The organism is Acetoanaerobium sticklandii, from assembly GCF_000196455.1.
GTDB lineage: Bacteria > Bacillota > Clostridia > Peptostreptococcales > Filifactoraceae > Acetoanaerobium > Acetoanaerobium sticklandii.
On sequence record NC_014614.1, the window covers coordinates 1,936,318 to 1,960,549 of the forward strand.

At 32.3% G+C, this 24,232-nt stretch carries 26 protein-coding genes, 2 riboswitches and 1 other annotated feature; of the genes, 7 read left to right on the forward strand and 19 right to left on the reverse strand.

What is annotated here, in order from left to right:
- Positions 1-46 precede the first annotated feature (46 nt).
- Together CLOST_RS09145 and CLOST_RS09150 are read right to left on the reverse strand one after the other, a co-directional pair.
- The gene (locus CLOST_RS09145) at positions 47-1,210 is read right to left on the reverse strand and encodes a GNAT family N-acetyltransferase (RefSeq protein ID WP_013362020.1); all 1,164 of its coding nucleotides are present in this window, start codon (positions 1,208-1,210) and stop codon (positions 47-49) included.
- Positions 1,211-1,219: 9 nt separating this feature from the next.
- Positions 1,220-2,122, reverse strand: a complete 903-nt coding sequence (locus CLOST_RS09150) for a DUF2156 domain-containing protein (protein WP_013362021.1) — start codon at positions 2,120-2,122, stop codon at positions 1,220-1,222.
- 195 nt (positions 2,123-2,317) lie between these two features.
- On the opposite strand from CLOST_RS09150, the gene CLOST_RS09155 reads away from it, so the two are divergent.
- The 4 genes from CLOST_RS09155 to CLOST_RS09170 all read left to right on the forward strand — a co-directional run bounded on the left by CLOST_RS09155 (position 2,318) and on the right by CLOST_RS09170 (position 5,923).
- Positions 2,318-3,223 (forward strand): ComEC/Rec2 family competence protein, encoded by a 906-nt coding sequence (locus tag CLOST_RS09155; RefSeq protein WP_013362022.1) that lies wholly within the window; start codon positions 2,318-2,320, stop codon positions 3,221-3,223.
- Between the two features lie 10 nt (positions 3,224-3,233).
- Positions 3,234-3,446 carry a DUF3006 domain-containing protein gene (locus tag CLOST_RS09160; RefSeq protein WP_013362023.1) on the forward strand — a complete coding sequence of 71 codons (213 nt, stop codon included), beginning with the start codon at positions 3,234-3,236 and terminating at the stop codon, positions 3,444-3,446.
- A gap of 154 nt (positions 3,447-3,600) precedes the next feature.
- Positions 3,601-3,820: a binding site (T-box leader), on the forward strand.
- A gap of 104 nt (positions 3,821-3,924) precedes the next feature.
- Complete coding sequence (locus CLOST_RS09165) at positions 3,925-4,986, forward strand: pyridoxal-phosphate-dependent aminotransferase family protein (RefSeq protein WP_013362024.1); 1,062 nt, start codon at positions 3,925-3,927, stop codon at positions 4,984-4,986.
- 25 nt (positions 4,987-5,011) lie between these two features.
- Positions 5,012-5,923: an NAD(P)-dependent oxidoreductase gene (locus CLOST_RS09170; protein WP_013362025.1), complete on the forward strand. Its 912-nt coding sequence runs from the start codon at positions 5,012-5,014 to the stop codon at positions 5,921-5,923.
- Positions 5,924-6,075: 152 nt separating this feature from the next.
- Here the strand turns inward: CLOST_RS09170 and CLOST_RS09175 are convergent, their stop codons facing one another.
- Positions 6,076-7,320, reverse strand: coding sequence for a competence/damage-inducible protein A (locus tag CLOST_RS09175; RefSeq protein ID WP_013362026.1), 1,245 nt, complete (start codon positions 7,318-7,320; stop codon positions 6,076-6,078).
- Between the two features lie 108 nt (positions 7,321-7,428).
- Positions 7,429-8,451, reverse strand: a complete 1,023-nt coding sequence (locus CLOST_RS09180) for an NAD(P)H-dependent flavin oxidoreductase (protein WP_417202188.1) — start codon at positions 8,449-8,451, stop codon at positions 7,429-7,431.
- A 243-nt stretch (positions 8,452-8,694) separates the two neighbouring features.
- Here CLOST_RS09180 and CLOST_RS09185 point away from each other — a divergent pair, with 243 nt between their 5' ends.
- Positions 8,695-9,036 (forward strand): 4a-hydroxytetrahydrobiopterin dehydratase, encoded by a 342-nt coding sequence (locus CLOST_RS09185; protein ID WP_013362028.1) that lies wholly within the window; start codon positions 8,695-8,697, stop codon positions 9,034-9,036.
- Between the two features lie 92 nt (positions 9,037-9,128).
- Complete coding sequence (locus tag CLOST_RS09190; protein ID WP_013362029.1) at positions 9,129-10,184, forward strand: aromatic acid exporter family protein; 1,056 nt, start codon at positions 9,129-9,131, stop codon at positions 10,182-10,184.
- Here CLOST_RS09190 and CLOST_RS09195 read toward each other — a convergent pair.
- From CLOST_RS09195 to CLOST_RS09215, 5 genes are read right to left on the reverse strand one after another with little or no spacing between them, the layout of a single operon-like run.
- Positions 10,136-10,441: a hypothetical protein gene (locus CLOST_RS09195; protein ID WP_013362030.1), complete on the reverse strand. Its 306-nt coding sequence runs from the start codon at positions 10,439-10,441 to the stop codon at positions 10,136-10,138. The genes CLOST_RS09190 and CLOST_RS09195 overlap by 49 nt on opposite strands.
- A gap of 16 nt (positions 10,442-10,457) precedes the next feature.
- A complete protein-coding gene (locus tag CLOST_RS09200) occupies positions 10,458-10,718 on the reverse strand; it encodes a hypothetical protein (protein WP_013362031.1) in 261 nt (86 codons plus the stop codon).
- Positions 10,719-10,773: 55 nt separating this feature from the next.
- A complete protein-coding gene (locus CLOST_RS09205; protein WP_013362032.1) occupies positions 10,774-11,388 on the reverse strand; it encodes a HutD family protein in 615 nt (204 codons plus the stop codon).
- Positions 11,388-11,678 (reverse strand): barstar family protein, encoded by a 291-nt coding sequence (locus CLOST_RS09210; protein WP_049779787.1) that lies wholly within the window; start codon positions 11,676-11,678, stop codon positions 11,388-11,390. Before CLOST_RS09210 ends, CLOST_RS09205 begins: the two co-directional genes overlap by 1 nt.
- Positions 11,679-11,680: 2 nt before the next feature.
- Complete coding sequence (locus CLOST_RS09215) at positions 11,681-12,232, reverse strand: ribonuclease domain-containing protein (protein WP_013362034.1); 552 nt, start codon at positions 12,230-12,232, stop codon at positions 11,681-11,683.
- A 180-nt stretch (positions 12,233-12,412) separates the two neighbouring features.
- On the opposite strand from CLOST_RS09215, the gene glsA reads away from it, so the two are divergent.
- Positions 12,413-13,330, forward strand: coding sequence for a glutaminase A (glsA, locus tag CLOST_RS09220; protein ID WP_013362035.1), 918 nt, complete (start codon positions 12,413-12,415; stop codon positions 13,328-13,330).
- Positions 13,331-13,371: 41 nt separating this feature from the next.
- Here glsA and CLOST_RS09225 read toward each other — a convergent pair whose 3' ends face one another.
- The 10 genes from CLOST_RS09225 to CLOST_RS09270 form a co-directional block, all read right to left on the reverse strand.
- Positions 13,372-14,082 (reverse strand): pseudouridine synthase, encoded by a 711-nt coding sequence (locus tag CLOST_RS09225; RefSeq protein ID WP_013362036.1) that lies wholly within the window; start codon positions 14,080-14,082, stop codon positions 13,372-13,374.
- Between the two features lie 12 nt (positions 14,083-14,094).
- Positions 14,095-14,910 carry an ABC transporter ATP-binding protein gene (locus CLOST_RS09230; protein ID WP_013362037.1) on the reverse strand — a complete coding sequence of 272 codons (816 nt, stop codon included), beginning with the start codon at positions 14,908-14,910 and terminating at the stop codon, positions 14,095-14,097.
- A gap of 3 nt (positions 14,911-14,913) precedes the next feature.
- The gene (locus CLOST_RS09235; protein ID WP_013362038.1) at positions 14,914-15,966 is read right to left on the reverse strand and encodes a FecCD family ABC transporter permease; all 1,053 of its coding nucleotides are present in this window, start codon (positions 15,964-15,966) and stop codon (positions 14,914-14,916) included.
- A gap of 22 nt (positions 15,967-15,988) precedes the next feature.
- Positions 15,989-16,936 carry an ABC transporter substrate-binding protein gene (locus CLOST_RS09240; protein ID WP_013362039.1) on the reverse strand — a complete coding sequence of 316 codons (948 nt, stop codon included), beginning with the start codon at positions 16,934-16,936 and terminating at the stop codon, positions 15,989-15,991.
- 114 nt (positions 16,937-17,050) lie between these two features.
- Positions 17,051-17,227, reverse strand: a riboswitch (cobalamin riboswitch).
- 133 nt (positions 17,228-17,360) lie between these two features.
- Positions 17,361-18,077 (reverse strand): 2,3,4,5-tetrahydropyridine-2,6-dicarboxylate N-acetyltransferase, encoded by a 717-nt coding sequence (dapD, locus tag CLOST_RS09245; protein ID WP_013362040.1) that lies wholly within the window; start codon positions 18,075-18,077, stop codon positions 17,361-17,363.
- A gap of 97 nt (positions 18,078-18,174) precedes the next feature.
- Complete coding sequence (dapB, locus tag CLOST_RS09250; RefSeq protein ID WP_013362041.1) at positions 18,175-18,936, reverse strand: 4-hydroxy-tetrahydrodipicolinate reductase; 762 nt, start codon at positions 18,934-18,936, stop codon at positions 18,175-18,177.
- Positions 18,933-19,826 carry a 4-hydroxy-tetrahydrodipicolinate synthase gene (dapA, locus tag CLOST_RS09255; RefSeq protein WP_013362042.1) on the reverse strand — a complete coding sequence of 298 codons (894 nt, stop codon included), beginning with the start codon at positions 19,824-19,826 and terminating at the stop codon, positions 18,933-18,935. Before dapA ends, dapB begins: the two co-directional genes overlap by 4 nt.
- Before the next feature lie 165 nt (positions 19,827-19,991).
- Positions 19,992-20,150, reverse strand: a riboswitch (Lysine riboswitch).
- Positions 20,151-20,238: 88 nt separating this feature from the next.
- Positions 20,239-20,697 (reverse strand): YbaK/EbsC family protein, encoded by a 459-nt coding sequence (locus CLOST_RS09260; RefSeq protein ID WP_013362043.1) that lies wholly within the window; start codon positions 20,695-20,697, stop codon positions 20,239-20,241.
- 63 nt (positions 20,698-20,760) lie between these two features.
- Entirely contained in the window at positions 20,761-22,536 is a 1,776-nt protein-coding gene (locus CLOST_RS09265) for an EAL domain-containing protein (protein ID WP_013362044.1), read from the reverse strand.
- Positions 22,537-22,684: 148 nt separating this feature from the next.
- Complete coding sequence (locus CLOST_RS09270; protein WP_013362045.1) at positions 22,685-24,226, reverse strand: GAF domain-containing protein; 1,542 nt, start codon at positions 24,224-24,226, stop codon at positions 22,685-22,687.
- Positions 24,227-24,232: the final 6 nt, after the last annotated feature.

A 24,232-nucleotide genomic window follows, 5' to 3' on the forward strand; every position in this document is an offset into this window, starting at 1 on the left:
ACATAAATCTTAATCCAGTATCAATAAATAGTGTATCGTTACAAAATTAGATATATTCATTCACATACGAAATTTTATCAGAAAACAGTCTATTAAGTTGAGTTAAAATATCGCTTTTGGCTTCAATTTTTCCTAAATCATAAGCTGATGAAATTGATACCCCTCCCATATAAAGCTGCGTTAGGGTTCCTATATCCATTACTGCGTCAGCTTTACTATCAGAAGTTCCTACTGAGCCATTTTTAATATGAAAAATCTGATTGTTTTGACTCAAAATACCGTCATTAATTTTTATCCTTAAATCTAAAATCATATCTTTAGCTAATTTTTCAAGTACATATTTTACATCTACTATCCTAGCCATCATAAAAGGCTTTAGATTTACAGATATTTTATTGTTAAATCCAAAATAATACATAAGTTGAGAATCTATAGGTTGCTGTATAGTAACGCTATCAATCTGAGTCTTGTGACTAGCTACAAGAGTCATAAAGGAATCTAAAGCACTAGAATCCAGATAAAACAGTTCTCTTACATAACCCTTAGATACTTCCATTTTGGGATAGAAAACCATATACCCTATAGGTTCATTAGCTTTATTTTTTGCTAAAAAAATCTCTCCTGATTCAACTTTAATTTCTTCAAAATAAGTGTAATAATGGTTTCTATCTCTTTCTAAATAAATATCCCAATTTTTTGCCTTCTCTAAATAAATTTCTATAAGAAAGTCCGCAATCTCATCTGTCATCTTTGTGATTCTTTCAAGATTCACAGATTTGTTATTTTTATACTCAATATCAGACAGATTAACCTCAAAGCTATATAAATTAAAACAGTTTTCATAACCATATCGTCTATATATAGCAGTATCTATAGGCATCAATAGCGATATCTTCTCGCCCAAATTATAGGCTTCCTCCAAAGCTTTATTTAAAAGCTTTGTGGTTAGCTTTTTGCCTCTATGCTCTGGATATACACTTATTCCAACTACATAAGCCGTGTCCTGAGAATCATTGCTTATATTTATTTTATATGGATTTCTTTGAAGAGATGCAAGTAATGCCCTGTCCTTAACAATCAAATTGCACCCTGGATTGTATCTTTTTTCAAAGTAATAATTTACAAAGCTCTCTTCATCTGAAAATGAATATTCCCATAAATCTCTTATTTCCTTAAGGTCTTCATACAAAGCATATCTTATTTCTGACATAAAGTCCTCCTATTTTTCAATCAGAGTGTACTTTTCCACTAGTTTAATTGGCTTGTAGGATAATTTGGCTTGTCTCAGGCCATCTAACCCTAAATCCTCTTCACGATTCACAAATTCAACATCTGGAAATTCATTTTCTAAAAATAATTTATTGATAGCAGCATAAAGCCCTCTTATTTCAGGATTTGCTTTTTCCACATGCACAACAACAGTATCAGGATTAAGTAATTCTCCAAAAGTAAAAGCTTCTAAATTATTATCTATATAAATTCCACCAACTTTTGTTTCTGTAAGTTTAGGATAATTTTTAAATACCTTTTCTACTGCAAGTCTTTCTCCAACTAAATGCTGATCTTTTTCTTTATCCTCAGCCCACCTTTCCATCAAAGCAATTGCTTCTGGAAAGTCCTTGCAGCCTAATCTTCTATACTCAAATCTATCTCCATATTCCTTTAAAAAACTGTTGTAGTGATTTTTCTTAGAGTGATATTTTCTTCCTGATAATGTCCTTAATTTTTCTGCTTCATAAAAATAATCGTGAGAATCTCGCTCCTCAATTATCTCAAATCTATCAGGATATTTTTGAGATAAATATTCAACCCATGGCTTAGTAACAGCTCTAAGAATTAACTTTTGTTCCAATCCATTAAAGCAGCCTTCTATAGCCTCAAAGGCTTTTTGATAATTCTCAGGCTCAGTTATAGGCTGGATAGCAAAGTAACTGTCGTTTACTCTTCCAAATATATTAAGATAGCCATCTTCTATCATATAGCTCGTATTAAAAACATGCTGCCACATATAAATAGTCATAAAGCTATATTCACAGGCTTCATATCTCACCTTATTAAAATACTCTTCAAGCTCATCCTTAGAATTTATTCCTATGGGCTTAAGTTTACATTCATCTTCCAATTTATTGATTGTAATCTCCTCCTCAAAAAACTTTAATCATAATATTATATTATAACATACCTTATCAGTATGTAACCAATGTAACACTCCCTAAGAAAAATTATACACCAATAACCTCCTTGCTAATCAAATACCTTTTTATGTATTATGTTATAATTAGCATTACAATAATTAGTTAAATCAAAGGAGACATAAATGAATTTCAATAAAAATAAACTTAAAAAATTTTCTCTAAATGTGTTATTAATATTTGCCCTGATTGCTTCTTCTATTTTATTCTCAGCTTGTGATATTTTAGAAAATGATACAAGGCTTCAAGTTCATTTTATAGATGTAGGCCAAGGTGATAGTACCTTGATAATTTCTCCAAATGGTAGGACTATGCTAATCGATGCTGGAGACAACAGCAAAGGAAGTGAAGTCATCTCTTACTTAAAAAGAAACGGCGTATCAAAAATTGACATATTAATCGGCACTCATCCAGATGCCGATCACATAGGTGGTCTAGATGACGTTATTGAGGCTTTTGAAATAGGGGAATTTTATCTTCCAAGAAAAAGCCATACCACAAATACCTTTGAATCTGTTTTGCTTGCAGCTAAGTCAAAAAATCTATCCATAAAAGAAGGTTATTCTGACAGAGAACTAGATTATGATGAAAATATAAAGCTTAAAATTTTATCTCCTATAAAATCAAAGGATTATGGAAGTGATAACAATCTCTATTCCATAGTAGTAAAGCTCGATTATAATCAAGCATCTTTTTTATTTATGGGTGATGCCGAATATAAAAATGAATATGATATATTAGCATCTAGTGACAACCTTAAGTCGGATGTTGTAAAGCTAGGTCATCATGGAAGTCATTCATCAACAAGTCTAGAATTTTTAAATGCGGTTGCACCCTCAGCTGCTGTAGTATCTTGTGGATATAAAAACAAATATTCTCATCCTCACAAGGAAGTCCTAGACTTACTTGAAACAACTAATATTCCTTTGTACCGGACTGATGAACAAGGAGATATTATTTTTAGGACAGATGGAAAAACAATAACTGCAAATACAGAGCCAGGGTCTTACACTTATAGAAAATATAAATAGGAGGCTGATTATGAAAGGAATAATAGATAGATTTGAGGGAGATATTGCCGTTATCGAGCTTGAAAACAATGAGTTTATAGATGTAAATATCAGTGACTTGCCAAAAAATATCTCTACTGGTGATGTAATAGAACTACTAGATGGCAAAATAAATCTATGCATAGATGAAACTAAACATAAAAAACAAGCAATCGAAGATTTGATGGATGAGCTATTTGAATAATAGTCCAATCAGCTCACTGAGATAAGCAAAACAGATTTATCAAGTGCTAACTCGAACCATGTCGCGGTTGCAATAAAATAATTTTTATAAAAATATAAAATTATTTTATTGACTTATTATTTTATTACATGTACAATCTGACATTAAATAAACAAGAAAAGCTATGAAGAAAAATAGTACATTATAATTTCTGTTCAGAGAGCTGATGGTTGGTGCGAATCAGTGAGAAATTTTTTGGAATCCATTTCTGAGCTGTTCTGAGGAAATCCAAGTAATCAGAACCGTAAGCCTGCGTTAAAGGTGTCAAAGTGAACAGCTATCAATGATAGCGGTTAATTTGGGTGGCAACGCGGAGTTTAGACTTCGTCCCTTTTGTGGGACGGAGTCTTTTTTAATATCCAAAATCCAGATTGTAAAATTAGCTTAGTTATAATAAGTATTTTAATTAACGTTAATGAATTTATTAAGGGGGTAGAGCATGAGGTTATTTATTCCAGGACCAGTAAATGTAGAAGAAGATGTATTAAAAGTTATGTCCAGCCCAATGATAAGTCACAGGAGTAAATCAGCCTCCTATCTCCAACAATCTATATCAAAAAATATGCAGATTCTGTGGAATACAAAAAACTCTATACTATTGTCCACATCTTCAGGGAGTGGGCTTATGGAGGCAGCTGTAAAAAGTCTTATACTAAAAAAAGGAGTGTTCTTTTCCTTAGGAGCTTTCGGAAAAAGATGGTATGAAATGGCAATAGCTAACGGAAAAAAAGCTGATATTTACGAAGTAGAAGAAGGGTATAGCAACAAAGCAGAGTTTATTGACAGCATACTAAAAAAAGGCTGTTATGATTTTGCTGCAATAACTCACAACGAAACTTCTACTGGTGTAGAAAATCCACTTATCGATATCTCCAATGTCATGAAAAAATATAGCGAAATAATCTTTGCTGTAGATACAGTTAGCTCAACTGGCGGAGTAGATATAGACGTAGATTCTTGTAAAATAGATTTTTGCGTCACCTCTACCCAAAAATGCCTCGGGCTTCCTCCTGGACTTTCTATCTGCAGTCTATCAGATAAAGCAATAAACCGTACAAAGCATGTTGAAAACAGAGGATATTATCTTGATTTGCTCACTTTGTATGAGTATACAATAAACAAGGACTACCAATATCCAGCTACGCCTTCACTATCACATATGTATGCCTTGGATTATAAATTAAACAAAATAATAAATATAGAGAAAAAAGAAAATAGATTTCAAAGACATAAACTACTCGCTGATATTACAAGAGACTGGGCAAGAGATAGATATAAGCTCCTTGTAAAGGACAATAACTATTCCGATACAGTGACAGCAGTTGTGAATTCTAGAGAAACTGATTTAAAAATTCTATCTTCAAAACTAAAAGATCAAGGCTACGTATTTTCAAATGGATACGGCAAGCTAAAGGATAAGACTTTTAGAATCGCACATATGGCAGATACCACTATAGAAGAACTAAAGGCTTATTTAGAAACCATTGATAAATTAATTTAATTGATATATATAGGAGGAAAATAAAATGAGAATATTAATAAATGAAGGTCTTCAAGCAGATGCTATAGATATACTTAAGGGTTTTGGTTATGAAATTATAAATCAGAAATACGATTATGATGCACTTATGGATATAATTCAAACTGTAGACGTTTTGATTGTAAAATCTCATACAAGAGTTGATAGAAAGCTACTCGCAAAGGGCCATAACGGACTTCTTAAAATGATTGTTCGAGCAGGAGTAGGAACAGATAATATAGATATGGATTATGCAAATCAGCTCAGGATTGAGGTCTATAACACTCCTAATGCCAGCACTGACTCTGTGGCAGAATTAGCCCTTGGACATCTTCTAGTCCTTGCTAGAAATATTAATAAATCAATTGTAAGCCTTAGAAATGGGCAGTGGAATAAGGCAGCGTATTTGGGAACTGAAATTAAAGGTAAAACTCTTGGCATAATAGGATTTGGAAGAATTGGTAAATGCCTAGCAAAAAAAGCTGATGCTCTTGGAATGAATATTATCTATAACGATTTATATGATTTTGGAAATATCGATGTGCCTGGAACCTATCACGATTTAAAAGACTTGCTTCCAAAAGCTGACTTTATTTCTATACACACACCATATTTACCTGAGCCTCTTATAAAAGAGGAAGAATTTATTTTGATGAAGCCAAGTGCTTATATCATAAATGCAGCTAGAGGAGGAGTAATCGATGAAAATGCTCTTCTTACAGCTTTAGATAACGATTATATCAAAGGAGCAGCTATTGACGTATTTCTAAACGAACCACATCCTAATGAAAGAATCTGCAATCATCCTAATGTTTCTGTAACTCCTCATTTAGGTGGCTCTACTCATGAAGCTTTTTATAGAATAGGCATGGAAATAACCCAAATCCTACATCCTATACAAAGAAAAAACGTAATATAATAATATAATAGGGATTTGAGCAAGAAAATATATAGGCATATATTTTTCAAACTAAAAGCGAAAGCAACTGGACTGTTATTCTAGTTATTAAAAAAAGGACTGTAAAAAATAGTACAGATACGTACTAAATTTTTCACAGTCCCTTTTTTAATTTATTTTGAAGCTCTAATTTGTAACTCTCTTCTTAGCATATCTAGCGCCTGAGAAACTGCTCTTCTTCTCACATTATCTCTAGAGCCCCAAGAGTCCATCTTCATTACCTTAACTTCTCCAAGTAAGTAGAGACCTATATAAACAAGCCCTACAGGTTTTTCATCTGTTCCTCCATCTGGACCTGCTATTCCAGTAATAGATAAAGCAACATCACTCTTTGCTCTATTTGCAGCACCTTTTGCCATTTGCTTTGCAACTTCTTCGCTTACAGCTCCATAGTTGGATAAAATTTTAGAATCAACACCCAAGGTATTTATTTTCGATTCATTTGAGTAAGTTATAAAACCTTCTTTAAATACTTTGGATATTCCAGGATAATTTATAAGTCTTCCAGCAAGCAGTCCTCCACTACAAGACTCAGCTACTGATATAGATAGATTTTGCTCTATTAATAAAGATGCTACAACTGCTTCCAAAGTCGTATCTCCAATAGCGTATACATCCATACCCAGTCTATCGCATATTTTCTTTACTACAGGCTCTAGCAATAATCTCGTTTCCTGCTCAGTGCTAGCACTAGCTGTAACTCTAAGTGTAAGTCCGTGCTCTTTTGCATATGGAGCCACAGTTGGATTTTCCTGAGCTTCTATGATATCCATAATTTTTTCTTCCATATGCCCTTCGCCTATACCTGAAATATTAATGATATCCGAAATAAATACTTTGCCAGTTCTTTTTTCTAGATATGGAATAATATATTTTTCCATCAAAGGTATTACTTCTCTTGGTGGACCAGGTAGTATGACTAGAACCTTTTCATCAAATTCTATAATACAAGCTGGAGCTGTTCCATTTTCATTTGGAATTATCTTAGCTCCTTCTGGAAAATAAGCCTGTCTTTTGTTACCTTCATTTAAAGGAAGACCTCTTGAGCCAAAAAAATCCTCAAGATGCTTTATTGACTCTTCATCAAGTATCATATCTCTTTTTAAAAAATGAGCTGCTGCTTCCTTTGTAAGGTCATCTCTTGTAGGTCCAAGCCCTCCTGTAGTTATAACTAAATCAGCTCTTTCAAAAGCTGTCTCAAGCTCTTTGGATACTCTGTTTAGATTGTCCCCTACAACAGATTGATGATAGACATCTATCCCTAAATTATATAGTTCTCTTGCAATATCCCTAGAATTGCTATTTAAAATTTCTCCCATTAAAAGCTCTGTCCCTACAGCAATTATCTCTGCTTTCATAAGTTATATCCTCCTGAGTATCTATATTAAAAAGAACATAATACTAAAATATCATTTTAAGAATACATCAACGAATTAAACTTATCAAGACAGAAGAATAATTACTCTCTATAAATAACTGTTTGCTTCCTCGCAAAGCTCATTTATCAAATCCTTGACTGTAGTTATTTTATCTATTTTATAAGCATTCGTCCCCGCAAAAACAAGTCCATTTTCCATATCACCTGTTACTGATTGGATAAGAGCTTGAGAAATGCAGTATGGCGTAGTAGCTGGGTTACAAGGGATAAGGCAATCATAGCAACGCTTTACAGGAATATTGCCTTTATCTAGCTTTTTAGTAAACTCATTATCTACAGCTCTTCCTGGCATACCTACGGGGCTTTGTACCAATCTTATATCCTCTTTTTTTGCATCTACATATGAATTTTTAAAATTTATATGAGCATCACATTCTTCAGTTGCAACAAATCTAGTTGCCATTTGAACACCGCTCGCTCCTAGTTTAATAAACTTTGCAATATCCTCTCCTGAGTATATCCCACCAGCAGCAATTATTGGAACCTGCTTTTTATACTTTTCTTCAAATGGTTTCATCGCTTCTATTACTTCAGTCACTAGCTCTTCAAGCGGTTTAAATTCATTTTTTGCTAGTTCTTCCTTAGAAAAGCCTAAATGGCCTCCAGCTTCTGGTCCTTCTACTATAACCATATCAGGTATTCTTTTATATTTTTTGTCCCATACCTTGGATATAAGAGCTGCTGCTTTTCCTGATGATACTATTGGTACAATTTTTGTCTGTGAGCCTTCTACTAAAGTTGGTAAATCTAATGGAAGTCCAGCTCCTGAGATTATTAAATCTATTTTCATTTCTACTGCAGCCGCAACCATTTCTTTATAGTTTTTCATTGCTGTTAATAGATTTACTCCTAGTATTCCATCACCACAAAGCTCTTTAGCTCTTTTTATATGCTTCTTTAGTGCTCTTACATTTGCTTCGTTGTTATTTGATAAAAAATCCGGCTCGTCATAGCCTATCTGAACTCCTGAAATAACTCCTATAGCACCTTCACGTGCTACTGCTGATGCAAGTGAAGATAGTGACACTCCTACACCCATTGCTCCTTGTATTATAGGAAGCTTTGCTATGCGGTCACCTAATTTTATTGGTTTTAAACTATTAATGGTAATCTCTCCTTTTAAAATATTTTGATAATCAAAGTATACATATTTATTTTAAACCATTTTAGTTTGATAATCAAAGTATTTTTTTATTTTTGCAATTTAACCATTAATGTTTAAGCAAAAAGCATATTTATAATTAATTTTCTGGTATAATTTTAATTAATACTGTTAAATGAAAGGATGGTTTAAATGAACGAAAACAATAACTTGTCTTCTAAAAAATGTGAAGCTTGCAGTACTGGCACTATCCCACTTCACGGAAATGAATTATTTGAATTAATGAAGGCTATCCATCCTGACTGGAGTCTTGATGATAATACAAAGATTATGAGAACATTTAGATTTAAAGATTTTATGTCTGCCCTGAATTTCGTAAATAAAGTTGGAGAAGTTGCTGAAGTAGAAGGTCATCACCCTGATATAGAGCTAAGCTGGGGAAAAGTAAAGGTAATCCTATTAACTCACAAAATTCACGGCCTTAGTATCAACGACTTTATTATGGCCGCTAAAATCGATGATTTAGCTATTTAGTCTTTCCTGAATTTTTGTAATATTTCGTAATACACACATAAAACTTAGTCTCTCGAGGGACTAAGTTTTTATAATTAATAATGGAGGCAAAAATGAAAAGTATTTCGAACATTTTAGGATTTAATAAAGAAGCAATGCTTCTTGATTCTAAACTTTATATTGTAAAATCTATGGTCGCAATTGCCACTGGGTATATCATAGGTTCAAAAATGCCTATAGCAAATCTGGATATGATATCCGTTCTTTTAGGAGTTATGTACAATCTCGAGCCTGTTAATGTTTCCGGGATAAAAGGGGGAATTAATCAGCTTTTAGCTTCAACTTTAGGAGCAGCTTGCACTGGAATATTGATTTTGCTATTTGGTATCAATGTATACACTATAGCTCTAGGAATGGCACTTACCTTATATTCATCTCTAAAAATCAACTGGAGGATGGTTTCTCCAGTAGCTATATTTACCTGTATTTATATGACTCAGTTTGTACAGCTAAATGCGGCATCAGAGCCTAGCATCTGGCTCACCTTTAGATTGAGAATTGCAGCTCTAAGCTTAGGTGTAGCAATAGCTATATTTTATAATTATTTATTTTCATTTTTTTATTACAAAAAAATCGGTCACAAGCGATTGGAATTTGTTAAGCTCCAAACCTTAAAAGGCCTTACTCATATAAAAAATCAACTTTTAGGCACAGATATTCCTAATGAAAATTCAAATATCTTGTATCAAAGCATTTTTAATGATGTGGAATTAGTTGATTCAAACATCAAGACTATGCTCAGCGAATCAGCACTTCCTTACAAAGCTGTCCAAAAAGATGAGCTCGTTACTATTTCAACAATAATTGATGACTTAAAAAAGATAAATCATTTATCTTATGATATTTATTTTGCATATAAAGAGGATTCTTCCCTCCACATTCACAGCCAAAAAATATTAAGCTCTATAGATAACGTAATAGCAAGCCTTAATAACATTGATTTTAATAATTTGAATTTAGAAAACAAAAACTTCCAGAATAACCATATAGATTATTCTGGAAGCGAAAGTAATCGTTTAGTTTGGAATCTTAAAACTATAGAAAAATCAGTAGAAAATATTTACTCATCTGCTAAAATATTATCTCTAAAAAACATTATTGTCCCATAAGCAGCCATTACAGCCATGTATTGATCTGACAATGATGATTCTATCCCTTCTATATTGGCATTGTCCCTATATAGTTGTTCATTTCGTTCCACCTCGGAATCGAAGAACTCATCAAACTCCTCGATTGATTTCATGGCTGAAATTTTGTCTGCATACCTATCATATTCTTCTCCTAGATGCTGCAGAAAAAATTTATCCAGTGCAGGATACCTTGACTTATAAAGTGATAATACTTGATCTTTTGCCTTAATTTTCATATGAATTCCTCCAGTCTTATTCTCCTAATTGTGACTCTAAATTTGCTATTTCTGCTTTTAGTATATCAATTTCATTTATATAAGCCTGAACCTGGTCGTCAACTGTTTTATTTTCTTTTAATGCTGTATAAACAAGCTCTCCAAGTAGTTTATACTTTTCGTCAACATTGGATTTAACCTTTGCAATATCCATTTTTGTTTTTGTAGTGTTTGCAACTTCCGATGTTTTTTCCCCAACTTTGTTAAGCGTCTGAGCCATTTTATCCATAAAACTCATAAAATTCCCTCCCTATATTATTTTGTATAATAATACCCAAAAATTGGTTAAACTATCAGGTTGTACTAATACTACAAAGTAAAATTTCTGCTACTTCTTCACAGTTAATTTCAATATCTAGGCTTGCATTTGGTTTATTTGCATTTACAAGTAACAAATCCATTTTTGATAAAATTATATCTTTATCTTCTAGCTTAATATTTAAATCATGAAATGGAGATATTAATATTTCAAATCTATTTTCAAATGCAACTTCTAGGGTATCCTTAAATAAAGTGATGGTAGACACTTTGTCAATTTTTGCTGATTCAAGATTCCCTGAAGCTTTTTCACTTAACATAAGATTAAAATCCTTAGCTTTTCCATAGCTTGTAGTAGGAATCCCCCCAGAAAAATTATAAACCTCAAATGGCTGCAAATCTATAAAATCTTTATTATTATGTGTAAGCCTTAGAAGGTTATCTAATGGAGTTATATACCTATTAATCCCCTTAAGCTCTGTGAATTCGGATTTATCTAAATCCACAGTAGCTGAGCTAATTCTAAATGCAAAATTTCTCACAGCATAGCTAGAATGCTCGGGAAAAATCAACATTTGCGTAGTAGTTCCTCCTGACCAATAGGATGTCTGATATTCTTCTTTATGAATTATTTTTAGGTTGTAGTTCATTATTGCTTCTCCTCACGAGTGTTATGAATTTCAAATATAACATTCTTATTTTCTTTTGATGCATCTTCAAACAAATCTATAAGAGCATATCCATAGTCTTCTAAATTAGCTATCAGGCTTTCCTTATTAAGGAGCCTAATTTCAATCTTTGAACTGTAGCTCATAAGAACATCCCAAAGAGCATCTAAATTATTTCCGTAGTATTCGTTGTTATCCAATTGATGCTTTATATAAAGATGTACATAGTCCTTATTTTTCATATCCTTCCCATCTAAAACTACTTTTATCATAATCACTCCTCTTTGTAAAGCAATTCAAAGCTATCATAATGATCCTTTGTGTAATATATTAATCCATCATTTGAATATACTAATCTTTCTGGCCCTCTAAATCCTCCTTCATAATTTATATCACATTCGAAGTACTCCCTGCCTGATTTTTTAGGTAGCTTGCCTTCTCTATTTCCAAATCTATCTCCTCCAATGCTCATTTTATCTGTCACTTCCCATAGATTTCCTTCACTAGCTTCCCATCCCATACTCCCTGCATCTTTTTTAGTTATATAATTTCTTGGCAGCTTATTGTAAGTATGAATAAATAATGCAACCTCAGCTTTACTTGTGTAATACCCTTTTTCATCTATCTCGGCATTAGATAAATTTGAAGTTCCTGATGCTTTATTTAGGTGATTTTCTAAATCTTTTAAGCTTTCTTCACTTTCGTTTATTTGCGTGATATCTGAATCATTATATTCTTCTGTTTGCAATGGGCTACAAGCTACAAAGGAAAAAATGTATACAATCATCATAACTATGGAAAATACTTTTTTTATATTAAAATTCACATCTAAACCTCCTAAAATTAGCAATTTCTATAGCAATATTATATAATACTTCTAGTAATTATTTGCAATTTTTCTATAATATTTCAAAAACAAGGAAAATGTTTTCATAAATATGAAAAAAAACGTTATAATGTATTTAGTGTGTTAAACTTTTAGATTTATACCACAGGAGGAGACAATATGCAAAAGATACTTCAAGAGGCTATTGACAATAACAGACATTGGACTGCCCATGGCGCTGTCGCTTCATACATACCTGAGCTTGCTAAAGAGAATCCAGATGCTTTAGGTGTCTGTATTTACAATATTGATAATACAACGCTATGTGCTGGAGATTCTCATACTAAATTCACTATCCAAAGTGTTTCTAAAGTAGTGACCTTAATTTGTGCTCTCATGGATAAAGGAAAAGAAACTGTTTTTTCTAGTGTTGGAATGGAGCCTTCAGCAGACCCGTTTAACTCTATGGTAAAATTAGAAACTAGAGAATCTCATAAACCACTTAATCCTTTTATAAATGCTGGTGCTATAGTATGTACCTCGATGGTCCAGGGGGACAACGGCATTGAGAAATTTAATAGAATCCACAACATGATTAAAATTATGGCAGACAACCCAGCTATAGATATAAATCAATCCGTCTATCGGTCAGAAAAGCTAACAGGAAATACCAATAGAGCCATCGCCTATTACTTAAAAGGCGCTGGGCTGATTGAAAAAGATGTCGAGGATGTCCTGGATACATATTTTAAGCTTTGTTCTATTGAAATAACTGCCCTAGACGTTGCAAAAATGGCTAGTGTGATAGCAAATAATGGCATAACTCCGTGGTCAAATGAAAGATTAATGAGCATAGAAATATGCAGAATAGTAAAAGCCATAATGACTACCTGTGGACTTTACGATTCTTCAGGACAATTTTCTGTTGATGTTGGACTTCCTTCAAAAAGTGGTGTAGGTGGATGCATAATGGCCGTGGCCCCTCAAAACATGGGCATAGCTGTTATAGGTCCAGCCCTAGATTCTCATGGAAACAGCATGGCAGGAAAAAAAGTTTTAGAATATCTTGCCAATGAACTAAATCTAAGTATTTTTTAAAAAAATAAAACAGATATTTAACTCCGTATATATAACTGGAGCTAGATATCTGTTTTTGTCTTTAAGCTAGACACTTCTGCTTGATTTAAAAATCTCCACTTCCCATATGATAATCCATCTAGAGTAATATTTAATATTCTCACACGCTTTAGTTTTCTAACCTTATAGCCAAAATGCTGACACATACGCCTTATTTGTCTATTTAAGCCCTGTGATAAAACTATTTTAAAACTTTTTTCACTTATCTTATGAATTTTACATGGTTTAGTAGTTGTATAAGTGTTTTTTACAGGATTATATATTCTTACTCCTTGGCTCATTTGTTTTAAAGTCTTGCTATCTAAAGGCTTATCTACTGTTACTATATATTCTTTTTCATGATGATTTTCTTCTCTTAAAATACGATTAACTATATCTCCATCATTAGTTAAAAGAATAAGTCCCTCAGAATCCTTATCAAGTCTTCCTATTGGAAAAATTCTCTCTTTATAATTCACATAGTCGACAATGTTACCTTCAATATGTTCTTCTGTAGTGCAGGTAATACCTACTGGTTTATATAGTGCAATATAAACCTTATCTTCTTTAGGTTTAATTATAGTCCCATCCACTTCAACGATATCACCTTCACTGACCTGATATCCTAAATCTGCGATTTTCGAATTTACTTTTACTTTATTATTTTTAATTAGTTCATCTGCTTTTCTTCTAGAGCAAAGTCCTGAAGAGCTTATATAATTATTTAATCGCATACTTACCCTTTCTTAGCTTCCTGTTTTTTGAAACTCATTAAATACTGGTATAATATATGGTTTTCCTGTGCTAGGGTGAACCACCATATCTACTTCTATATTATACACCTCATCTATTATTTCCTTTGTCAAAACAGCTTGTGGATTACCATGAGTTACCAGCTTTCCATCCGATAAAAGGAAAATCTCATCACTATACTGCACAGCAAGATTTAAATCATGAAGTATAGTAATTATTGTTGTATTTTTTTCTTTATTTAATTTTTTCAAAACTTCAAGAAGCTGAATTTGGTGATGAATATCTATATTTGAAATAGGTTCATCGAGGATTAAAACTTCAGTATCTTGAGTAATCGCCCTTGCAATAATAACTCTCTGTCTTTCTCCCCCACTTATCTGATCGATTTTCTTATCTCTTAGATGCCATGTATTTGTCTTTAGCATTGCATCCTTAGCTAGTTCAAAATCTAGGCTAGATTCAGACTGAAATCTTCTAAGATAAGGAGCTCTTCCCATAAGCACAATATCCATAACAGAAAAATCAAAATCTATAATTGTATTTTGAGGTACAGTTGCAATTTTACGAGCAGTTTGCTTATTTGTCAATTTTGTAATGTCTTCACTTAATAAAAAAACCTTATTTTTTGGAGTATCCATAGTTTTAGTTATTATTTTTGCTAAGGTTGTCTTTCCTGAGCCATTAGGCCCTAATATAGTATAAAACTTCCCTTTTTCAATATTAACACTCACATCAGTTAGAACTACTTGAGCTCCGTAGCTCCAATCTAAATTTTTTACCTTTATATGATTTTCAAATCTCATAGACATAAATCATGCCACCTTCTTTTTTGTTTTAACAAGCAAATAAATAAAATACGGTGCTCCGAACAATGAAGTAATTGACCCTACAGGAAGCTCAGTAGGTGATATTGCAACTCTAGCCATGGTATCTGCTAATATCATAAAAATCGCTCCTCCAATAGCTGAGAATGGTATGAGTACTCTATTATCTGGACCAATAAGCAATCTTATAGTGTGAGGAACAATAAGACCCACAAACCCAATTATACCACTTACTGAAACTGCCGAAGCAACTATCATAGATGATATAAAAAGCAAAATTTTTTTTACTCTTTCAACCTCTACTCCCAAGCTATTTGCTGAGTCTTCTCCAAGTAACATTATATTTAAATCTCTTGAAAAAATTCCTATTCCTATAGTTCCTAAAACTACAATAGGAACTAAGATGTAAACTTGATTCCAGCTTGCTGCAGAAACACTCCCCATAAGCCAAAATACTATTTTTTCAATCTGCGCATGATTGAAGAGCATTAATAGCGATATTGCTGCTGAGAATAGATAATTTATTGATATACCTGCAAGAAGCAAGGTACTTGCAGGTATTTTCGTTCCAGTTTTTGCTATGAGGTATACAAGACTTACTGTAAGAATAGCCCCTATAAACGCAAAGAAAGTAACACCTCCTATGCCAATCGCTCCTATACCTAAACCAAAAATCATAGCAATAGCAGCTCCTAGTGCCGCTCCTGATGATATTCCAAGCACGTAGGGGTCCGCCATTGGATTTTTGAACATACCCTGAAATGCCGCTCCTGATACTGACAATCCCATTCCCACAAAAGCTGCTAATATTATTCTAGGAAGTCTTATCTGCCAAATAATAGTTATTTGATTTCTTTTAATATCATCAAGCGAGATTAAATCATCCACAAGAGGCAGCTTTGACAATAGAATTCTCACTGCTTTATCTATAGAAATATCTGCTACTCCAATCATACTAGATATAACTATCCCTAACATCAACACTATTGTCAAAATTATAAACATTAATTTGTAGAATGATTTTTTCTCTGTAAAGCTCATAGCCTTCCTCATTTCGTCATTATTAGAATTTGTCAGGATGAAGTATTTTTGCTAATGCTTCTAATCCATCAGCAAGTCTAGGTCCTTGTCTGTCTAGCATATTATTATCAATTTCAAATAATTTGCCCTCTTTAACTGCTGTTAGCTCATTATATCCATTTGCTGATTTTATTCCTGCTTTTGCTTCAAAGTATTTTGAGCAAATCACTATATCTGGATCTTTTTCTACAAGTGCCTCCAGATTATATTTCCATCCTGTTGCATCATTTGCTATGTTTTCTCCACCAGCCATATCAATAATCTGAGAAATAAATGTCTCTCCTGTTGCTGTATAGTCTCCGCCTTCTCCATAAGAAACTACGTAATATGCCTTTGGTTTAGGCTGATTTTCAACTGCCTCCTTAACTTTCTTTACCTTTGCTTGCATATCCGCTACTACGGCATTTGCATTTTCATCTGCATTTAATAGCCTTCCTGTTTTTAAGATTGTGTCATATACCCCTTCAAAGCTCTCCTCTCCATATAGAACTGCTACCGTAAGTCCTGAATCTTCTAATTTTTTTAAGACATCTAGATCAAAATGAGTAGATGCAATTATTAAATCAGGGTTAAGCTCCAATATTTTTTCTATGTTAGGCTCTCTTAAGCTCCCTATTGATTCCTTTTCTAAAACCGGCTCAGGATAATCACAATAATCCGTCCTTGCTACTAATTTAGCTTCCATACCAAGCGCATAAATAGTCTCTGTGATATTTGGAGCTATGGATATTATCCTTTGAGGTTCATTTTCTATAGTGACTTTTCTTCCCATAGAATCAGTAATTTCAAGTGGGTAGCCCTTAGAAGCTGTATTCGTTTGTATATTTTCCTGCTCTTCAGTCTGGACTGGTGCCTGACAACCTGTAAAGCTTAACAAAGCTATCATAAATAAAATCAATGTCCTTACTAAGGTTTTTTTATTAAATGTCATTTTTATATCCCCTTCGTAAATATAATTATTAAATCTGCTTGTATCCTTGCATAAAAATACACTTACCCTTAAAGGAAAGTGTCGACATAAATACTTCAATCCTCCCTCCGAAGATAGTAATAATAAGATAAGGCAGGTTTCCTGGCTCATGGTTCATCCTAATCTTCGGCCTTCTCAGTTTCCCAATGGCTTAATCGAATTTCGTTCCCATATACAGTAGCGGGGGCTGCAGTGGAATTTAACCACTTTCCCTTTTAACCCATCAAGGGCACCATATCTTTTATAATTTTTTTAAACTTATAATTTTTATTATATCAGTTTTATTCAAAAACAACAAATTTGCTTTTTAAATAAGATCTCAAAAAAATAACCTAATTTTTAGCTATTGAAACTAGAAATTAGGTTATTTTTTGATTATTATTTTTTATTTTCTTAAATCATCTAATATTTGAGTCTTTTCTTTAGTTTTCTCATCCTTGAGCTTAATAATTCTCGCAGGCGAACCAGCAACAACCACATTTTCTGGGACATCTTCAGTAACTACAGCTCCAGCAGCAACTACACTGTTATTTCCAATTACTACACCCTCTAGCACTACTGCATTTGCTCCAACTAAAACGTCATCTCCCACGATAACTGGTGTTTTACTAGGTGGTTCTAGTACACCAGCAATGACCGCTCCCGCTCCTATATGAGATCTTTTTCCTATTGTTCCTCTAGCTCCAACTACAGCATTCATATCTATCATTGTTTCATCGCCAATTTCTGCTCCAATATTTATTACTGCTCCCATCATTATAACGGCATTTTTTCCTATAGATACTCTGTCTCTAATTACTGCACCTGGCTCAATTCTCGCATCAAATTTTGTATAGTCTGACATAGGAATAGCGGAATTTCTTCTATCATTTTCTATATAATAAAACTCGATTTGGTTTTTATTTAGCTCCAAAAATTTATTTATTTCATCAGCTTCTCCAAATAAAATTCTCGATTTTCCTTCTCCAAAAACCATTAATTCATTAATGGCTTCATAATTTAGGTCTCCCTTAACATATAGCTTTACCGGAGTGGTTTTCTTAGCTTCCTTTATAAATCTAGCAATTTCATATGCATCTGTTAGTTTAGTTTCGTTAGTCATAATGTTTTTTATGATAAATTAATTATCATAATCTCCTTTTTATTATTTACGTAATTTATGGTCTACGTATAAAACCATATATTTTTGTTTTTAATTTTTAAATTTCAAACATATCTTGCATGCAGTACATTCCTTTTTCTTTCATATAAAGCCATTTTGCAGCATCAATAGCTCCATCTGCAAACAAATCCTTAGAAAGTGCCGTGTGCTTTATCTCAATTATATCACTGCTTCCTGCAAATATAACTTCATGTTCACCAAAGATATTTCCTCCTCTAACTGCATGTATCCCTATTTCATTTGTCGTCCTAGGATTGGTTCTTCCTTGTCTTCCATTTACAAAGTTTTTTGGGGTGGATATACCAGAATTTACTGCATCAGCTAAAATATATGCAGTACCACTAGGTGCATCTACTTTCTTATTGTGATGCTTTTCAATTATTTCAATATCATAGCTTCGCTCATCTAGTAATTTTGAATATTTTTCTAAAATTGTCTTTACTAAATTTATTCCAAAAGACATATTTGCAGAATATAAAATAGCAATATCTGAGCTATAGCTGTGTATTTTTTCAATTTGAGCTGCATCGTAACCTGTAGTTGCAAGAACAAGACTAATCCCATGCTCCTTAGCAAATAACAATAATTCATCAAGACATGAGTGATGAGAAAAATCTATGATTAAATCAGGATAAATATTTGAATCAGCAGGCTTTTCAAAAACCTTACATTTATTTTCATAAAGTTCTGGTCTAGCATCTATTCCCATCACTAGGGTAAACATATTATCTTCACTTATTTTTTTTGATAGGATCTGGCCCATGCTTCCATTTATTCCTGAAATTCCTATGTTAATCAAGCGCTCACCCCCATAGACTGATTAAAATTTTTAATACTTTTAATTAATAGCTCTCTATTGCTATCACTTATTGGAATAAGTGGAAGTCTAAGCTCTCCATTTATTTTCCCCATAATCTCTAACGCTGCTTTTACAGGAATTGGATTTGTTTCAATAAAAAGTGCATTTATTATATCTAGCATATCAAGTTGGAGCTTAGTAGCTTCCTGAGTCATTCCATTAAAGTATAATTCACATATTTGGTGTGTTTCATCTGGAAGTATGTTTGCAACTACTGATATCACACCTACTCCACCAAGCGATAATACTGGAAGTATTTGGTCGTCATTTCCAGAGTAAATGTCAAATCCATCAGGGCAAAGTCTAGCAATTTTTGCTATCTGGCTTAAATCCCCACTTGCTTCTTTGATTGCAACTATGTTTTTATGAGTGGCTAGCTCTTTTACAGTCTCCGGCTGAATGTTTAGACCTGTTCTAGATGGTACATTGTATAAAATTATCGGTATATTAACTTGATCAGCTATTGCAAAGTAGTGTGCAACTAGACCTCTTTGAGTAGTTTTATTGTAGTAAGGAGTCACAAGCAATAAGGCATCAGCTCCTATCCCTTCTGCAAATAAGCTCATCTCTATTGCTTCTTGGGTATTGTTGCCTCCAGTTCCTGCTATTACTGGTACTCTTCCTGATACTTTTTTTATGGTAAATGCTATCACATCTTTTTTCTCATCTTTTGAAAGTGTACATGATTCTCCTGTAGTTCCACAAACTACTATAGCATCTGTTTTAGCTTCTAGATGCCATTCTATTAATTTTTCTAATGCTTTATAATCAACCTGATTGTTAATAAATGGGGTAACTAAAGCTACTGCACTTCCTGTAAAAATACTCATACATATCATCCTCTCAAAAGTAAGTTTTAACAATATCAATATCAGACTTAAATACTAAAGATATTAACACCTAACTTAATTTCGTATAAAAAAATAGCCGTGAGCAAAAGGCTCACGACTATTATATATATGCGCACAGAAATATAAAAGTTCCCTTTTGCCCCAACACTATAAAGCGCAATATTATGAGATTGGGCAATCTCATAATAACAGTACTATGTCTATTAAACATAGTCCCAGCACAGCTATTTCTAGCTTATGCTTCGGCGGTTGCCCCTTTCCTAATTAAAGTACTCTTAGCTAACCGCAGCCTCTTTAAAGTATTGTACGTATTCAATTTTTATTTAAAATTCTTAGGTATTTTTAAAATAGTAACATAAAGCAATATAAAACGTCAAGAAATTATTCAAAATTATTTTGAAACTGATATCCAAGTTGCATTTGTTATATCTTTAAGATTATCTGGAGCAATTTTTATTGAGGTATTTGCAGAACCTGCAGCTGGGAATACAAAATCAAAGCGTTTTAATGATTCATCTAAGTAAACATCAAAATTTTCTTTTAACCCAAAAGGACAAACTCCTCCAACTGGATGACCTGTTATCTCTGGTACCTCGTCACCTTTTAAAAACTGAATTTTTTCTTTAAATTCATCTTTAAATTTCTTATTATCTAACTTTGCATCTCCTGCTGTGACAATAATTATGTATCTTTCCTTCAACCGAAGAGCCATACTCTTGGCAATCATTGCCGGCTCTACGTTATGAGCTTTGGCTGCTAATTCAACAGTAGCAGTACTCTCCTCAAGTTCATATATTTTATAATCTAGATTTTTACTTTTAAAAAATTCTCTTACGCTTTGGACTGACATGGAATTTTCCCCCTTAAGCCTTTTGTAATTTTAATAATCCTAAAAAATATGTAATAGCATAAGCTATGCTATTACATATGATAAGTTTGAATCATAAATTTTATCCGCTTCATTTATTTCTATTGGTTTTCCAAAAAGATATCCCTGAATATAATCACATTTTCCTACTCTAAGTCTTCTATATTGCTCTAAATCTTCAATGCCTTCTGCAATTACTTCCAGTTCAAGACTATGTGCTAGTGAAATCAAACTATCCATAACTTTAATATTTGTAAGCTCCAGAAATTTATCACTTAATGATTTATCTAATTTAATTTTATCCACAGGTATGAAAGTCAAATAACTCAGAGATGAGTACCCAGTTCCAAAATCGTCCAGAGCTATTTTTACTCCAACCTGCTTTAATTCATTTAGAAATTCAATTGTTCTTTCAGTTTTTTCTAGCAAGATGCTTTCTGTAATTTCAATTTCTATGAACTCAGGAGGTATCTCATATTTTTCAAGACCTGCCCTAAGAAACTCTATGTATCCAGTGTCCATTATTTGTTTTGTTGATAAATTAATAGATATTGGTTTTAGATTAATATGTCTTTCTTTCCAGTCATATAACTGCAAAATAGCTTCATTTGTAACCCATCTACCAACTTCAATTATAAGACCTGATTCTTCTGCTATAGGTATAAACACAGCAGGGGATAGAGTATCATTTTTAAATCTAAGTAGGGCCTCAAAACCATATATTGAAAGAGAATCAACTTTAATTTGGGGTTGGTAATGGAGAACAAACCCATCATTTTTTAAGGCTTCTCTAATTTTGGTTTCAATTTTCACTTTTTCTTTTATAGATTCAATCATTTCACAATCAAAGAATTTGTAATGATTTCTTCCAGTTGCTTTTACTTGATACATAGCTGTATCTGCATTCATTATAAGCTCATTTATATCCGAGCTATCCTTTGGATAAAATGTTATTCCCATACTAAAATCTACATTTATTTTATTATTGTTCAGCAAGAATGGCTCATCAAAAATATCATTGATAGATTTTGCAAGATTTTCTACTGATTCCTTATCAGTATCACTTATTAGAATTAAAAACTCGTCTCCTCCAAATCTAGATATAAAGGCATTAGCTCCAAGAAGTAGCTTTAATCTATACGCAACTCTATTAAGGAGCTCATCTCCATGTACATGTCCTAGAGTATCGTTTATGGCTTTAAAATTATCTATATCAAGAAAAATAATTGCGCCTTCCTTTTTAGATTCCAGTTCACTGCTTAATCTTTCCATAAAACTTCTTCTATTTGGAAGATTAGTAAGCTCATCATTATAAGCCATATGTTCTATATGACTTTTTAATTTTTCTAGCTCCTGACTATATTGCTCAATTTCAGAGTATTTAGTTTCAAGCTCAATTTGAGATGCTCTAAGTTGCTCGTACGCAGCCATAATTTCATCATTAGAGCTCATTAATGCTTCTTCATTATCTTTTATCTTATGAAATAATTCTTCTGTTTTGTTTAAGATAGCATTTATTGCAAGTGAAATACTATAAAAAACATCTTTTCTATGTATTGGAAGCCTATAAGATAAATTATTGCTTAAATCTATCTTATTGATACCATGCTCAAGTCTTTTTATCGGAGTTATTATATTTTTGTTTTGGCTCCATAAAAATGTTACTATTGCAAGGATGCTTATGAAAAAAGCTATCATGATATTATTGTAAACATAGGTTAATATATTTCCAACAAAAATGGCTATAGCAGTAATCATAAGAGGCAATACCATTACTTTAAAGTGATTTATATTATGTTTATTGTATCCTCTTTTTTTCATCAAAGCTCTCCTAAAAATATAATTTATATTAATAATTATTATATGCATAATAATATTATTATACTATTTATACCTCAAAAGTACAAAAAAAGATATTCAAAAATAGAATATCTTTTTAAATATAATTTATATTTTTAATAAAAAAATACTAATTTTTAAATTTCCTTAATTCAATAAATTGTTTTATTACTGGAGTAATACTGCTAGTTAAAGTTTCGAATATTACAATATGGCTTTCTTCCATAATTCCCTCTAATTTCGTAATAACCAAGTAACCTAATATGGTATCTTCTGTCATATCTACATAATCTGATTTAATAGGAAGTAAAATCACACAGTTTGATTCTGCCGCATCTTCTTCACTAATGCTAATAAAATCCTCTGTACTTCTCGAATTTTGACTGTAAAATACTTCATCATAGCTTTCGCTAAATATATGTGGTTTAATACTTATTTCATCAGATTTGTACCCAATTGATTTAACCAAAAGTCCCTCATAATCTTTTAATATAATTGCAACTTGTTTTACCTTATATCCCACATTTAAAGTCTTTAGAGTTATATCCAATAATTCCTCTAATTCTAAGCAAGAATTTATATTTCTAATCATTGCATTTAATTTTTTTATATTTTTTAGCTGAACAGCTGTAGCACGTTCTCTTTCTTTAATTTCTGCGACATGATTTGCATTTTTTAAAGCAAGATAAACAGTTTTTCCAACATTTTCTATTTGATTCATGGTGGAACTATCATAAACAGCTCCACTGACTGGCTCTCCAACAGTTATAAACCCCATTATAGGATTTTTTCCTATCATGATTACATATTTTGCTGGAATTTTTTTCAATCGCTCTGGATTTTCGAATATAATTCTCAGTTCATGCATATCTTTTTCTAAATCAAATACTGATTTTTGCATCTCAATTTCATTAGTTAAAAGCTCATATTCATCATAATAATTTTGGAAATTTATGATGTCACTATATCCCTTTGTTATAAATTTGTCTCGAATTGAATCATATAATATTAGTGATGTTACGCTACTTGAAGTAAGCTCACGGACTACATCTATACATAAATTATAAAGCTTCTCGATATCTGTTTCTGCTAAAAGTATTTTAGTAGTTTGATTTATAGAAAACTGTTGAAATAATTCCTTATCCATATTTTTTGCCAATTTCTTATAGTCTCGATATAAAAGTGTATTTGAAAGAGCCAAATTTAGCAAGGTTTTCATTCCCTCTAGATATTCCATACTGAGTACACTCGAGTGAGTACTATCATTGTAAGAAAAACCATCTGATATTATAAACCCATATAGCTTGTCCTTAACAATCATAGGCACAATCAGCTCTGGTTCAAAATAGTCAATGAAAGCTTCATCAAAATATTTCTCAAAATTATCATATAAAATTCTTCCATGCAAAGTTGCAAGATTATTTGTTTTTGCTGTTTTTTTATGTTCTTTAATATTGATACCGCATTTGTATCCTATCTGATTCATGAGCTTATAGTTATCTTCATCTAAATAATATATAGCTGATGCTCTTAACCCCAAGGTGTCATGAAAAAATTCATATCCGTAAGAGAGTATCTGTTCTAAACTTAAAAATTGAGAAAAATAATCTACAGAGGTTAGAATTTTTTCCATATTATAGATGCATTTATTTTGACTCGTGCATGTATCCATATATTG